The organism is Caballeronia sp. DA-9 (genome assembly GCF_051615025.1).
In the GTDB taxonomy this organism is placed as follows: Bacteria; Pseudomonadota; Gammaproteobacteria; order Burkholderiales; family Burkholderiaceae; genus Caballeronia; species Caballeronia sordidicola.
In genome coordinates this window covers 595970-609708 of sequence record NZ_CP195131.1, presented here as the reverse complement: position 1 = coordinate 609708, position 13739 = coordinate 595970, and the positions used below count along the sequence as shown (strand labels likewise).

General features: G+C 61.6%; 14 protein-coding genes. 9 read left to right on the top strand and 5 right to left on the bottom strand.

Annotation, left to right across the window (positions count from 1 at the left end; all coding sequences use genetic code 11):
* Positions 1-66: 66 nt before the first annotated feature.
* Positions 67-462, bottom strand: a complete 396-nt coding sequence (locus tag ACRWA7_RS02775) for a DUF3597 domain-containing protein (RefSeq protein ID WP_060858089.1) — start codon at positions 460-462, stop codon at positions 67-69.
* Positions 463-749: 287 nt separating this feature from the next.
* Between ACRWA7_RS02775 and ACRWA7_RS02770 the strand changes: the two genes are divergently transcribed.
* From ACRWA7_RS02770 to maiA, 3 genes are all read left to right on the top strand, one after another.
* The gene (locus ACRWA7_RS02770; protein ID WP_438390949.1) at positions 750-2255 is read left to right on the top strand and encodes an MATE family efflux transporter; all 1506 of its coding nucleotides are present in this window, start codon (positions 750-752) and stop codon (positions 2253-2255) included.
* A gap of 186 nt (positions 2256-2441) precedes the next feature.
* The gene (locus ACRWA7_RS02765) at positions 2442-2717 is read left to right on the top strand and encodes a hypothetical protein (protein ID WP_060858087.1); all 276 of its coding nucleotides are present in this window, start codon (positions 2442-2444) and stop codon (positions 2715-2717) included.
* A 184-nt stretch (positions 2718-2901) separates the two neighbouring features.
* Positions 2902-3564: a maleylacetoacetate isomerase gene (maiA, locus tag ACRWA7_RS02760; RefSeq protein ID WP_438390948.1), complete on the top strand. Its 663-nt coding sequence runs from the start codon at positions 2902-2904 to the stop codon at positions 3562-3564.
* Positions 3565-3582: 18 nt separating this feature from the next.
* On the opposite strand, the gene ACRWA7_RS02755 is transcribed toward maiA, so the two are convergent.
* Positions 3583-4488 carry a LysR substrate-binding domain-containing protein gene (locus ACRWA7_RS02755; RefSeq protein ID WP_060858085.1) on the bottom strand — a complete coding sequence of 302 codons (906 nt, stop codon included), beginning with the start codon at positions 4486-4488 and terminating at the stop codon, positions 3583-3585.
* Between the two features lie 152 nt (positions 4489-4640).
* On the opposite strand from ACRWA7_RS02755, the gene ACRWA7_RS02750 reads away from it, so the two are divergent.
* The 5 genes from ACRWA7_RS02750 to ACRWA7_RS02730 all read left to right on the top strand — a co-directional run bounded on the left by ACRWA7_RS02750 (position 4641) and on the right by ACRWA7_RS02730 (position 9728).
* Positions 4641-5963, top strand: a complete 1323-nt coding sequence (locus ACRWA7_RS02750; protein WP_438390947.1) for an NAD(P)/FAD-dependent oxidoreductase — start codon at positions 4641-4643, stop codon at positions 5961-5963.
* Between the two features lie 113 nt (positions 5964-6076).
* The gene (locus tag ACRWA7_RS02745) at positions 6077-6841 is read left to right on the top strand and encodes a substrate-binding periplasmic protein (RefSeq protein ID WP_438391034.1); all 765 of its coding nucleotides are present in this window, start codon (positions 6077-6079) and stop codon (positions 6839-6841) included.
* A gap of 32 nt (positions 6842-6873) precedes the next feature.
* Positions 6874-7662, top strand: coding sequence for an amino acid ABC transporter permease (locus ACRWA7_RS02740; RefSeq protein WP_438390946.1), 789 nt, complete (start codon positions 6874-6876; stop codon positions 7660-7662).
* A 33-nt stretch (positions 7663-7695) separates the two neighbouring features.
* A complete protein-coding gene (locus ACRWA7_RS02735; RefSeq protein WP_438390945.1) occupies positions 7696-9036 on the top strand; it encodes an NAD(P)/FAD-dependent oxidoreductase in 1341 nt (446 codons plus the stop codon).
* Positions 9037-9044: 8 nt separating this feature from the next.
* Positions 9045-9728, top strand: coding sequence for an SDR family NAD(P)-dependent oxidoreductase (locus ACRWA7_RS02730; protein WP_438390944.1), 684 nt, complete (start codon positions 9045-9047; stop codon positions 9726-9728).
* Here the strand turns inward: ACRWA7_RS02730 and ACRWA7_RS02725 are convergent.
* From ACRWA7_RS02725 to ACRWA7_RS02715, 3 genes are all read right to left on the bottom strand, one after another.
* Positions 9725-10330: a histidine phosphatase family protein gene (locus ACRWA7_RS02725; RefSeq protein WP_438390943.1), complete on the bottom strand. Its 606-nt coding sequence runs from the start codon at positions 10328-10330 to the stop codon at positions 9725-9727. The two genes, ACRWA7_RS02730 and ACRWA7_RS02725, sit on opposite strands and share 4 nt — an antisense overlap.
* 103 nt (positions 10331-10433) lie before the next feature.
* Positions 10434-11681 carry an NAD(P)/FAD-dependent oxidoreductase gene (locus ACRWA7_RS02720; RefSeq protein ID WP_438390942.1) on the bottom strand — a complete coding sequence of 416 codons (1248 nt, stop codon included), beginning with the start codon at positions 11679-11681 and terminating at the stop codon, positions 10434-10436.
* Between the two features lie 181 nt (positions 11682-11862).
* Positions 11863-12741 carry an SDR family oxidoreductase gene (locus ACRWA7_RS02715; RefSeq protein ID WP_438390940.1) on the bottom strand — a complete coding sequence of 293 codons (879 nt, stop codon included), beginning with the start codon at positions 12739-12741 and terminating at the stop codon, positions 11863-11865.
* Between the two features lie 105 nt (positions 12742-12846).
* Here ACRWA7_RS02715 and ACRWA7_RS02710 point away from each other — a divergent pair, with 105 nt between their 5' ends.
* Entirely contained in the window at positions 12847-13737 is an 891-nt protein-coding gene (locus ACRWA7_RS02710) for a LysR family transcriptional regulator (protein ID WP_438390939.1), read from the top strand.
* The last annotated feature ends 2 nt before the right edge of the window (positions 13738-13739 follow it).

Below are 13739 nucleotides of genomic sequence, written 5' to 3'. Positions count from 1 at the left end.
ACGCATTCGCGTGCGGCTACAAGCGCAGCGCCAAAGTTAAAAGCGCCTGAGTCAAAAGCACAATTCTCAGTTCTTCAAACTATCCGGCACTTTTCCGCCGTTGGCAGCGAGCTGGTTCATGACGGCCTTGTGCAACCAGATGTTCATGGATGCCGAATCGTTCGTATCGCCCGGGAAATGCAGTTCGCCAGCGAGTTCCTTGCGCGCGGCAAGGCTGCTGTCGAGACCCAGCAGCTTCATCAGGTCGACAATCGATGTCTTCCAGTTCAATTGTTCCGATGTTTTGGATTGCAGGTCGGTCAGTACTGCTTCCACATCGACCGGCGGCGCTGCGGCGACTTCAGGTGCGGGGGCAGGCGCTGCTGCGGCCGGCGTGCCCGGTGCCGCGACGGGTGCGGGCGCCGCGACGGCGGGGTGACTCGACGGGAAAATCTTGCTCAGGATCGTGCCGAAGATGCTCATGATGTGTATCCCTTATTCGACGTTGGAAGCAACATGATTGCGGCTTCACGCAGCCTGCCGCAAGCGGCATTCCTTGAAACGTTAAGGAGTGCAAGCGGGGGCGGCTGCAGGGACATTGTAGGCGAGCATGAATGCATTCAAGCGCCATCGGCATGTGAAAAAACGTCTTTCCATGTAACGGCATGCACCTTGATTTTGGCCCTTGCAACGAAATCGTCACGCGGGTATCGCCACGAATCGCGCATCATCCATGCGATGATGCGCGCACTGCAACCGCGCGCCTTGCCATGACATCCAGACGACAGGCTGACCCCGCACGCTCATCCGGACACGCCTCTTCCCACTCGTCTGCCCGGTTCGTACATGGTTCGACCTTGCGCCACGTCGTCGTGATGGCGGGCACGGGTGCTATCGGACTGATGGCGGTGTTCGCCGTCGATCTCGCCAACCTTTTCTACATCTCCCTTCTCGGCGACACAGCCATTGCCGCCGCGGTCGGTTTCGCCGGCACGATCAACTTTTTTCACACGGCGATTTCCATCGGCATGACCATAGGCGTGAGCGCCACCGTCGCGCGGCTTCTCGGCGCCGGCCAGCGGACGAAAGCGCGGCAGGTGGCATCCGCCAGCCTTGTATTGATGATCGGCGTCACGCTCTTGCTGAGCGCGGCGACGCTGTTGTTCCTCGATCCCATCCTCAGTGCTCTCGGCGCGGCCGGCGAGACCCGTACGCTCGCGCGCAGCTTCCTGATGATCACCGCGCCCACGTATGTGTTCCTTGCAATCGGCATGTGCACGGCCGCGCTGATGCGCTCTGTCGGCGATGCGCGGCGCGCAATGGCCGTCACGCTCACGGCGGCGGTCGTGACCGCCCTGCTCGATCCGATCCTCATATTCGGCTTTCACCTCGGGCTGACGGGCGCGGCGATATCGAACGATATTGCGCGTCTCGCGCTCGCGGCAGTCGGCTTGCACGGCGCAATGCGGGTCAACAACCTGATCGGCCCCGTGCGTCTTTCACGGCTCTGGGCGAACAGCCAGCCGGTCATGAAAGTGGCGCTGCCCGCCGTGGCGACCAATCTCGCCACGCCTGTTGCAAGCGCTTATGTCACGCATGCAATGGCCCGCTTCGGCGCGGCGGCGGTCGCGGGCCAGGCGACCGTCGACCGGATCACGCCCGTGGCCTTTGCGCTGATCTTCGCGCTCACCGGCGCGGTGGGGCCGATCATTGCGCAGAATCTCGGCGCGGGCCGCGCGGACCGGATTCGCGAGACGATCCGCAATAGCCTCGTGTTCGTGCTGCTGACGGTCGCGGTGGCGTGGCTCGTGCTGGCGCTGGTCCAGAACGGCCTGATTCGCGCGTTTTCCGCACGCGGCGACACCGCCATGATCATCCGCGTCTTTTGTTCCTGGCTGGTTGCGAGTTATGCGTTCGTCGGTTGTCTGTTCGTGGCGAACGCGACGTTCAACAATCTGGACCGGCCGTTGTTGTCGACGCTGTTCAACTGGGGACGCGCGACGCTCGGCACGTTGCCCTTCGTCGCGGCCGGCTCGCGATATGGGCCTATCGGCGTATTGATCGGCATAGCCCTGAGCAATGCGGTCTTCGGCACCATGGCGATGTTCGTCGCGTTCCTGGTCGTGAAACGCCTGCCCATGGGCGATTGCGCGGCCATGGCGCGCAAGGACAGCAACCGGCTGGAGCAATCCTCAATCAGCGTCCCGGGCGCAGCGGTCGGCAATACGGTCGCACCGGACGTCGAATTGAAAGAACTTCCCGTGCAAGGACGCTGACGCCTGGGCGTTGGCACAAGTCAAAATCACGCTCCGATTATTCGTCGTCGGCGGATTCAGTTATCGGCTCTATCGGAACAATATGTCGATAGTGCTCGCATATACTGATTTCCATCGACGCAGCGCACTGAGCAATTCCGCTGCGTACCTCATGGACGAAGTACCTGACACGCATCGGAGCACATCATGAACAAGACCCTTATTGCATCGTTGTTGATCGCCGTTTCCGCGGCCGTTGCAGCACCCGCTTTTGCAAGCAGCGGTTACGGCCCGGCGCCGTCGTACAACCCGCTGGTCGGCGCACCCGATTCGCAACGCGGTCAAAGCGCGCAAACCATTGCTGCGCAGAACGCAGCCCAAAATGCGGATTCCCGCGCTTACGGCGGCGTGAAAAGCACGAACACGGAATCGGGAAAACGCGTTCAAATCAACGATACCCGCTCGATCTACTCGCATAACTGAGCTGTCTGATAAACGCGCAGTATCTGCAAAACGTAAGACCCACTTCAATGCCCGGCGAACGAACGTTCGCCGGGCATTGCCGTTTTCAAGCCTCAACCGCTTTCGTGCGCCGTTTCGTGCATCGTATAAAGTCAATGGCTCCAGCCTTCTTCTCCGATGCAACCCACCCGAAAGGAAACACGACATGCCCGAACAAGCGCAATTCGAACTCTTCGCATTCTGGCGCTCGTCCGCCGCGTTTCGCGTGCGCGTCGCGCTCAACCTGAAAGGCCTGAGCGCGCACGAACAGAACATCGATCTCGACGCCGGCGAACAACGCAGCGACGCATTTTTGAAGGTCAGTCCGCTCGGATCGATTCCCGCGCTGGTGGAAGAAGGACACGAGCCGCTCACGCAATCGCTCGCGATCCTCGAGTTCCTCGATGAACTTCAGCCCTCGCCGCCCTTGTTGCCCAACGACCTGTACGGCCGTGCCCGCGTGCGCTCCATTGCATCGATGTGCGCCGCCGATACCCATCCCATGGTCGTGCCGCGCGTGAAAAAGTATCTGCAGGCAACCGGCGGATTCGACGACGCCGCGTGGCGCGCGTGGCAAATCAAGTGGCTGGGCACGGGCCTGGCGGCAATCGAGGCGCGGCTTGCCGGGTCATCGGAGACGGGCGTTTATTGTCACGGCGATCAACCCACACTGGCCGATATCTGCCTCGCGAGCATTGTCGCCGTCACGCGCGTGTTCAAGATCACGGTCCCGGATATCCCGACTATCGACAGGATCATGAGCGTCTGCGACCAGCATCCCGCGTTCATGAAGGCGGACCCGAAAAAGCAGGCGGGCGCGCCGGTTTGATCGACCGGACCGCACAAGTCAGGCGGCTTGCAGGCGCAGCGCTTCGAGCGTCATGGTCTCGCGCGCGAGTTCCAGGAATGCGCTCACCAGCGGATTCGGATGCTGCAATTGCGGGCAGACGGTGAAGCCGCGAAACATCACATCAGGCGAGAACGGCCGGAACACGATGCGCGCGGGATTTGTATCGAACATGGCGAGCGGGTTCACCACGCCCACGCCCAAGCCTCGAGCGACCATGGCGCAAATGGTCGCGCCGTATGGCGTCTCGATGGTCGGCACCTGCTTCACGCCGGCCTGCCGCAACGCACGGTCAAGCGCCGAACGGGTGTCGTCGGCATAGGACGGCAGGATCAGGCGTTCGTCTTTCAGGTCGCGCGCGTGGATGCGTTCGCGCGCCGCGAGCGGATGGCTCGCGGGCAGCGCGCACACGCCCGGCAGCCGGTACAACTCCGCGCTCGTCACGCCGAAGGCGTCCGGCGTGGTGGTCGCGAAACCCACGTCGCAATATGCCGATGACGCCCATCGCTGGATCGTGCCTTCGCTCCTCATTTCCAACGATATCGCAATGCGCGGATACGCGGCCAGGAAGCGCTCGATCACGAGCGGCATGAACGACAACGCCACCACGGGCGCCGCGACCAGCCGCAAGCGGCCGCTGCCGAACTGCCGGATTTCGCGCGCCGAATGCGCAAGCTTCTCGATCCCGACAAAGCTCCGGTCCACTTCGCGATAAAACGCGCTGCCCGCGTCGGTGGCCTGAATCCGGCCGCCGTTGCGCGTGAAAAGCGCGAGTCCTGTCGACGTTTCCAGCTCCGATATCAGCCGGCTGATGCTCGGTTGCGACGTGCCAAGTTCCTCGGCCGCGGCTGTCATCGACCCGCGCAGCATGACGAGCCTGAATGCCTCGATCTGTCTCTGGTTCATGGGCGTTCTTTTGCGCTTCCAAAGTGGTCACGATTGTCACGATGTCCAGCTTGCCATATCAAAAATGAATGGCAGCCGTTTTTGTCCGTATTTGACCGGATGATGAAGCCGCTTCTAGACTGAAAGCCGCCCGTCATTCGTTTGCGAGATCCATGCGAGCCGACTCACTGCTTTTCTACGATGACTTTCGCGTCGCGCCGTACTGGTGGGACGCAGCGCCACCGGAAACCGCGCGCGTGGCGCTGCCGTCGAACGTGGACGTGGCGATTGTCGGCAGCGGGTATTGCGGGTTATCGGCGGCGGCGGAAGCGGCGCAACACGGCGCGGCGGTCGCCGTCCTGGACGCCGCCGAAATTGGCGCGGGCGGCAGCACGCGCAGCGGCGGCATGGTGTCGAGCGGGCAGAAGCTTGCGCTGACGAACGCGATTCGCGGGGTATCGGCGGAACGGCTCGGCCGCCTGATGGCCGAATCCATGGCGAGTTTCGATTATCTGAAACGGCTGATCGCGCGCGAATCGCTCGATGCCGACCTGCAGATCACCGGCCGCTTTTTCGGTGCGTTCACGCCCGGCCATTTCGAGCGGCTGCGCAAGCAAGGCGAACTCTTGCGCGAGAAAACCGGCGTGACGGTGCATGTGGTTTCGCGTGCGGAACAGCGCGCCGTCGTGGGATCGGATTATTACTACGGCGGCATTCTCGTCGATGAATACGGCGGCCTGCATACGGCGAAATATCATCGCGCGCTGCGCGAACTTGCAAGACAACGCGGTGCGACCCTGCACTCGCACGCGGCGGTCGAGCGCATTGAAAAAGTCGGCTCGCGATTCGTCGTTCACACGGCGCGCGGCAAGATAAACGCAAATCACGTACTGGTCGCGACCAACGGCTATACGAGCCGCCTGACGCCGTTCTTCTCGCGGCGCGTGCTGCCCGTCGCGAGTTATCAGATAGCAACGGAACCATTGCCGCCCGGCCTGATGGACATATTGAACCCCGGCCGCCGCATGATCAGCGACTCGAAGCGCAACCTTTTTTATACGCGGCCATCGCCCGACGGAACCCGTATGCTGTTCGGTTCGCGGCCATCGTTCAGGGAAATCGGCGAGCGCGAAGCCGCCCGCATCCTGCACGCGAAGATGGCCGAACTCTGGCCCGCGTTACGCGACGTGCGCATCACGCATGCATGGAAAGGTTATGTCGCGATGACAGGCGACAAGCTCGCGCACATCGGCCAGCACGAAGGCGTGCATTACGCGCTCGGCTGCAACGGCAACGGTGTAGCGCTGATGAGTTATCTCGGGCAGCGCATTGCCAGCACCTTGCTCGGCCTCGCGCCCGCTCTCGGCGCGTTCGGCGAAGGACCGTTCCCATTGAGCCCTGGCGGCATTGCGAGCACGTTGAGCGTGCCCGTGGGCGCGGCGCTTTATCAACTCGACGACTGCTGGAATGGCCGTGTGCGCGGCGCGTTGTCCTGATCCCTGCTTTTTTGAGGCTTTATCCTTAAATCATCGTGGTTCTTCCTGGAGCGACCAACATGCGGTTTCGACACTTGCTAGGCATTCTTTCGATCGTCGTGCCTCTTTCGTTGATGACAGCAACGAGCGCTCGCGCCGACGACCTCGGCACGCTTTCCGCGGGCAAGCTGCTGGCCGGCGTGGACGCGAACAACAAGCCCTATTCCTACATCGATAACGGCAAGATGACCGGCTTCGACGTTGAACTGCTGCGCGCCATCGGCGCGAAGCTGGGCTTGAGCGTCGACTTTCGCGCGCAGGATTTCAGCGGCCTTTTGCCCAGCGTGTCGAACCAGCAAATCGATCTTGCGGCCGGTTCCATATCGATCACGACGGACCGCCTGAAGATGGTCGATTTCTCCGAGGGTTATCTCACTGGCTTGCTGAGCGTCGCGGCCTTGCCGGGCAGCACTATCACGAGCGACAAGGCATCGGTCAAGGGAAGGCGCATTGGCGTGGTGCAGGGTACGATTGAAGACACGTATTCGGACAGCTACTTGCCGGGCGCGCAGATCGTGCGTTTTCCAAACGTGAATGCGGGCTTTCTTTCCATGCGCTCGAAATACATCGACGGTTATTTCATCGATAAATCGCTAGTCGACGGCCTGCAGGAAAAGTATCCGCAATTGAAGATCGAGGACCGGCTGGACATCTCCGCGATCAACCTGCCAGCCGGTTTCCCGATGCGCAAGGGCAACGCGAAACTCGAGGCAGCGGTCAACAAGACGCTCAACGATCTGGTGGCGGACGGCACGTGGCTCAAGCTCTATACGCAGTTCCACCCCGGTTATCCGAAACCTGAAAGCCTGCCGCCGTACGTGATGAAAACCGGCAGCTGATTTCTTAGAGCCCGCCTTTTCCGGAGAGCGCCATGAATGCATTCCTGCAGAACTTCCTCGACTGGCAGTTGCTTACGGGATCGCTGCCTGCGCTGCTTGAAACCGGGCTTGTGAATACGCTGGTGCTCTCGCTCTTTTCAACCTTGCTTGGGATTATCGCTGGCATGGTGCTGGCGCTGATGGCCGTCTCCCACATGCGATGGCTCGAAGTCCCGGCGCGGGTATTCGTGGATGTGTTTCGCGGCTTGCCGGCGGCGCTCGTGATCCTGCTGGTCGGGCAAGGACTTGCGCCCGTCGGCCTCGCGATCTTCGGGCCCAACCCGTATCCGCTTGCAATCGTGGCGCTGGGATTGATTTCATCGGCGTATATAGCCGAGATTTTTCGCTCGGGCATTCAGAGCGTCGGCAAAGGGCAGCTTTCCGCATGCCAGGCGCTTGGCATGAACTACTGGACAGCCATGCGTCATGTGATCGTGCCGCAAGGCATACGGCGCATTTTGCCCGCGCTCGCCAATCAGTTCATCTCGATTGTGAAGGACTCGAGCCTTGTTTATTTCCTCGGCTTGCTGACGTCGCAGCGCGACCTCTTCACCATTGGGCAGAACACGTCGGTGAATACCGCGAACCTGTCGCCGCTGGTCGCGGCAGGGCTTGTCTATCTGCTGATTACCGTGCCGCTCACGCACGCGATCAATCATATCGACCGCTGGACCAACCGCCATTCCAATCCGCGCTTCGGCGGCGCGAGCGCGACCACGAGGAAGCAGCTCAAGCGTCAGGCCGCCGCCGTACGAACCAGCATGACCGAACAACATAATTAACGCAGTTCAATACGAGCGGGGAAGACATACCTTATGGGACCACAAGTCGAGACCGTCGCCGACGACACCACCCTGCCCGAAGAAGTGGATGTCGTCGTGGTCGGCGGCGGAATCATCGGCGTGAGCACGGCGCTTTATCTCAGCGAAAAAGGCCTTCGCGTGGCGGTATGCGAGAAGGGACATATAGCGGGCGAACAGTCGAGCCGCAACTGGGGCTGGGTACGCGTCACGCATCGCGACATGCGGGAGTTCGAGTTGAGCATCGAGAGCCTGAAGCTGTGGCGCAAGCTCGACGAAACGCTTGGTATCGATACCGGGTTCAAGCAGTGCGGCATCCTGTACATGGCCAATGACGATGCAAAAATGGAAGGTCATCGCGTATGGCTGGAAAGAGCGCGGGCTCTCGCCGGCAAGGACGCATTCGATACGCTGGAAATCGATGCCAAAGGCGTGGCCGATCTGTTGCCCGGTGCGTCGCGCACATTCAAGGGCGGTTTATACACGGCGGGCGACGGCCGCGCCGAACCGCAAAAAGCTGCACCTGCAATTGCAAATGCGTTGCGCAAGCGGGGCGTGAAAATCCTGACGCCGTGCGCGGTGCGCGGCATTGAAACCAGCGCGGGCCGCGTCAGCGCGGTCGTCACCGAACTCGGCACGATCCGATGCAGGAGCGTGGTCGTCGCGGGCGGCGCGTGGTCGCGGTTGTTCTGCGGGAACCTGGGTATCGATGTGCCGCAACTGATGGTCAAGGCTTCGGTGCTGCGTACTGCGCCCATTGAGGGCGGTCCGGCGGTGAGCGCGAGCAACAAGGAGTTTGCGTTTCGCAAGCGCGCGGACGGCGGTTACACGATCGCGTTCGGCTTTCGTACGTATACGGATATCACGCCGGACAGCTTCCGCCTTTTTTCGAAATACATTCCTGCGCTCAAGAGCCAGTTGGGCGCGCTGCGCATTGGCGTGGGCGAGCGTTTTTTCGAAGAACTGCGCCGGCCGCGCAAATGGGCGCTGGATCAACGCACCGCCTTCGAGGACGTGCGAACGCTCGATCCCGAGCCCATTTCGCAATATACCGACGCCGGCCTGCGCGAGTTCGTGAAGGTCTTTCCGCACATGAGCGGCGCGCGTATTGCGCAGCGCTGGGCGGGTTTGATGGACGTTACGCCGGACGCGATTCCCGTTATTTCGGGCGTGCAAAGCGTGCCGGGACTTTTTATTGGAACGGGATTTTCAGGGCACGGATTTGGCATTGGGCCGGCTGCGGGAAAACTAATGGCCGATCTGGTCGCCAACGACACACCGCTCGTCGATCCGCACATGTTCCGGCTGAACCGCTTTAGCGACGGAACGAAGATCGTGATCGACGCAGGTTTTTGAGGAACGCCATGAACAAGGTAGCCATGATCTCCGGCGCGAATCGCGGTATCGGGCTCGCGGTGGCGAAAGAACTACATACGCGCGGGTATCGGTTATCGCTGGGAATGCGCGATCCTTCGTCAGCGCAATTTCCATTCGATGCCTTCACCTTCGCCTACGAAGCCCGCGATCCGCTGAGCGCGCGCCGCTGGGTCAAGGCCACTGTCGAACATTTCGGCCAACTCGACGTATTGATCAGCAACGCGGGAATCTGCACGCATATCACGCTGGAAGACGGCACCGACGACATGCTCGAAGAGACGCTCGACATCAACGTCAAGGCGCCGTTCCGTCTGATCCAGGCGGCGCTGCCGCATCTGAGAAAACCGGGAGATGCCCGCGTTGTGCAAATCGCGTCGCTGTCGGGAAAGCGCGTGAAGAACCTGAACGCGGGCTACCAGATGTCAAAGCACGCGGTGATCGCGTTGAACCACGCGGTGCGGCGCGCCGGTTGGGACGACGGCATTCGCGCGACCGCCATCTGCCCTGGTTTCGTGAACACGGAGATGGCCGCTGGCATCGCGGATCTTGAACCTCAGGCGATGACGCAGCCTGAGGACCTGGCAGTGCTCATCGCGAATACGATTGCCATGCCGAACACAGCGAGCGTGGCCGAGATTCTCGTAAATTGCCGTCACGAAGATCTATTTTAAGCAGGCGGGTGCGTGACGTTCCACTGCTTGAGCGCACGCGATTCACGATCGAAACCGAGCACGCTGACAGACGCGGTATCGAGGAGCAAATGCGCGCCCAACGCCGCGGAATCCGCCATCCAGCAGGCGCCCAGCACGCGCAGGAAATGCGCGTGCGAGAACAGCGCAATGCGCGCATGGGGTCCGCTGACGCCAAGCAAACGCCCGATCAATGACTCGGCCCGCGCCTGGATATCCTGAAGGCTTTCGCCCTCCGGTATCGGCGACGTCCAGACCGACCAGTCCGGCTCTTCAGCACGAATGTCCTTCGTCTTGCGGCCTTCATAGATGCCGTAATTCCATTCGCTCAAGCGCGGCTCTTCTTCAGCATGCGCGATCAGTCCGGCTTCCTCGCACGTGTCACGCGCGCGGCTCATGGGGCTATGCAACACGAGGTCGAAAGTTTGCGCGGCGAGCACCGGCCGAAGCGCACGCGCCTGTTCGCGGCCGTGATCGGTCAGCGGGATATCGGTGCGGCCGGTATGCTGGCCCGATTTGCTCCATTCTGTTTCACCATGACGGATCAGCCAGATCTCAGGTTGGTTCGTAGCGGTTGCGTTCATTGTCGGCCATTAAAGAAAGAGGGATCGGCTAGCTGAAGCTATAAACCAGGACGATTCTACGGCTCGATACGGAATCTTTCAGCGGCACGCGCGGGGCCCGGCTTTACGCGGCGAAGCGGTCCGCCCTGAACGGCGTGGTATCGACGAGCGGTTCTTCGCCCGTCATCATCGCGGCAATCAGCCTGCCCGTCACCGCGCCGAGCGTGAGCCCGTGATGCGCGTGACCGAACGCGAACCACATGTTCTTGTGGCGCGGCGCGGGTCCAATGATCGGCATCATGTCGGGCGTGCACGGACGCCGGCCCATCCACGGTTCGTCATCGACACGTTCGCCGAGCGGGAACAAGGTCCGCGCCACCGGCTCGGCGCGCATCAGTTGCACCGGCGTCTTCGGCGCGTCGCGATCGGCGAGTTCCACGCCGGTTGTCAGGCGAATGCCGCGTGCCATTGGCGCGAGCAGGAAGCCGTTGTCCACATCGAGCACGGGATGATTCAGAACCGTGCCCGCTCGCGGCGCGTAGTGCATGTGATAACCGCGCTTGACCGCAAGCGGCAGCCGATACCCAAGCGCCGACGTCACATCTTTTGCCCACGGCCCCAGCGCAATCACCGCATTCGATGCGCTCAACGGCCCCTCGTCCGTTGTCACGCGCCAGCCATCGCCCTCGGCTGCGAGCGTGGTTGCGTCGCCCGTGAAGAAGCGTCCGCCCAGCCGTTCGAAATACGCGGCATAACCCGCAACCAGCGCGCCCGGGTCATTGACCGACACCGCATCCGTGTAATGCAGTCCGCCAACGAGCGATCGATCGAGATGCGGCTCGGTTGCTTGCAACGTTGCCGGATCGAGCAGCTTGTACTGCACGCCGAATTCACGATGCCAGCGTTCCGCGTCGCGCGCCTCGTCATCTTGAGCGGCCTGGGTGTGGAAGACCTTGATCCAGCCGGTTGGCTTGAGCAGGGATTGCACGCCGGCCTCCTGCGCGAGGACTTCATGCTCGGTCACGCAATGCTCGATCAGCGTTGCATATTCGCGCGCGATGGCCGAATGCCGCGAAGCTTCGGAGTTGCGCCAGTATGCCCACAGGAATGGCGCGAGCGCGGGCAGCGCGGCGCGATGGTAATGAACGTCGATGGAATCGTTCCTTGCATAGTGCATCAACGTGCCGATATCGCGAGGCAGCGCGTACGGATAGACCCCTTCGCGCTGCAACAATCCGGCGTTTCCAAACGATGTTTCAAGCCCGGGACGCTTACGGTCCACGAGCGCGACCGAGCGGCCGCGCTTTTGCAGATGCACGGCGATGGACACGCCAACAATGCCCGCGCCCAGCACAATGGTGTCGAACTTCATGCGCCTGATATCTCCTCTGTGGCTGATGTTTTAGCTTCAGGGAGAGATCATACGCGTGCGTTCGCACGGTTCTGGCGCAAGATGCCGCGACTTTATAAAAGTGCCGTAGAGTGTGCCGATATCGGCTGGTTTGATGCGGTCCCCAGCCTGATGCGTTAAAGGCCGGGCATCGGCAAGATGCTTATTCTGCCGCCCACGCCTTCGCGGTATCGAGGGCGAAATCACGATAGGAACGCGGCGCACGGCCAAGCAACTCGCTCATCCGCGCAAGCGCGTCATCGTTCGCGGCCATGCCGTCCTGCTGGAAACGGCCGACCATCAAGCGCATGTCACGCGCCACCCAGCTTGGCGCGCGGCTTGCCATTTGCGCCTCGAAAGCATCAAGATCATCGCCGCCATAGTTCACGGGTTTTCCCAATGCTTCAGTCCAGATCGCGGCCAAGGCGCCTCCGGTCATTGCTTGCGGACCAACCAGTTCAACGACCTCGCGCGGCAGCGGCGTGGCCGAGCGTTCCCGCTTCAACAAGAACGCAGCCGCGATCTGAGCAATATCGCCGGTATCGACCATCGATACGCCGACGCTTCCCACTGGCATCGGATACACCGAATTCTTGGCGATCACCTCTTTCAACGAAACATCGTTCTGCATGAAATAACACGGGCGCAGGATGGTAGCCGGCAGGTCGAATTCCTCGATCATCCGTTCAACCGTGTATTTGCCCGTGAAATGGGGAACGTCGGTAAAACGGTCGGCGTTGAACACCGAAAAATACACGATGCGTTCAATGCCGGCATCGCGCGCGAGGCTCAGTGTTAGGATTGCCTGCGTCACTTCGTCGGCCACGACCGCGTTCAGCAGGAAGAGCGTGCTGACGCCATCGAGCGCCGCGCGCATGGATGCAATGTCGGTCATATCGCCTTTGCGCACGTCCACGCCGGCGGGCAGGCTGGCTTTCTCGGGCGAACGAACGACCGCCCGCACGCTGGCCCCCTCGTCAACCAGCCGATGAACAATCTGCGAACCAATAGCGCCCGTGGCGCCAGTAACCAGGATAGTCATGATCGAAGCCCTCAAAAGGAAGTGAGTGTGAATTCATTCTGGCCGTTCCTTTGACGGGACGAAAGCCCTAATATTGAGACAACTCGTCTCATCGATGGAACGGTCATGGACCTGCATGCATTGTCGGATTTCAACGCGGTCATCACGCACGGCGGATTCGGGCGCGCAAGCCGTGCCACCGGGCGCCCCAAGGCCAGTCTTTCGCGGCGCGTGGCGCAACTCGAGGAAGCAATGGGCGTGCGCCTGCTCCAGCGCGGTTCGGGAACGCTGATGCTGACCGAGGAAGGACACGCGCTGCACGCGAGTACGGGACGATTGCTGGCGGAAATCGAAGAGGCGGCGGACGCGGTCGGGATGACATCACGCCGGCCGAGCGGCCGCTTGCGGATCAGCGCGCCGACCTTTCTTGCCTACGAAACCTTGGGGCGGCTCTCCGCGGCGTATATCGCGCACTATCCGGATGTACGCATTGAAGTCATCGCGGAGGACCGGTTCGTGGATCTGATCGCGGAAGATTACGACGTGGTGATCCGGGCCAATCCGGCGCCCGATACCGCGCTCGCCGGCCGCTGTTTCCTGCGCGGTCCACAGATTGTGGTGGCGTCGCCAGCGGTGGCCGAGGCGCTTAAAAACGACGGCCCCATCCCGGCAGTAGCGCTTCTTTCAGCGCCCGATCAAGGCGTCTGGCATATCGACGGCGCAGAAGGCGCACGCACGCTGCATACACGAACGGTTGCCCGTTTTTCATCGATATCCATGGTTCGCGCAGCCGCGCTCGCACGCGCGGGCGCCGCCGTGCTGACCGACTATCTGGCCCGCGACGCGCTGCAAAGCGGGCAACTCGTGAATCTGGGAACCTTGCGGGATCGAAGCGTGGAAGTGTGGGCGCTCTATGCCACGCGGCGTCAGCTCAGTCCCAAGATCAGCGCCTTCGTGCAACTTCTGGTCGATACATACGCTGGCGTCAATGTGCCCGCGAGCATCGGCGGCAATTGACG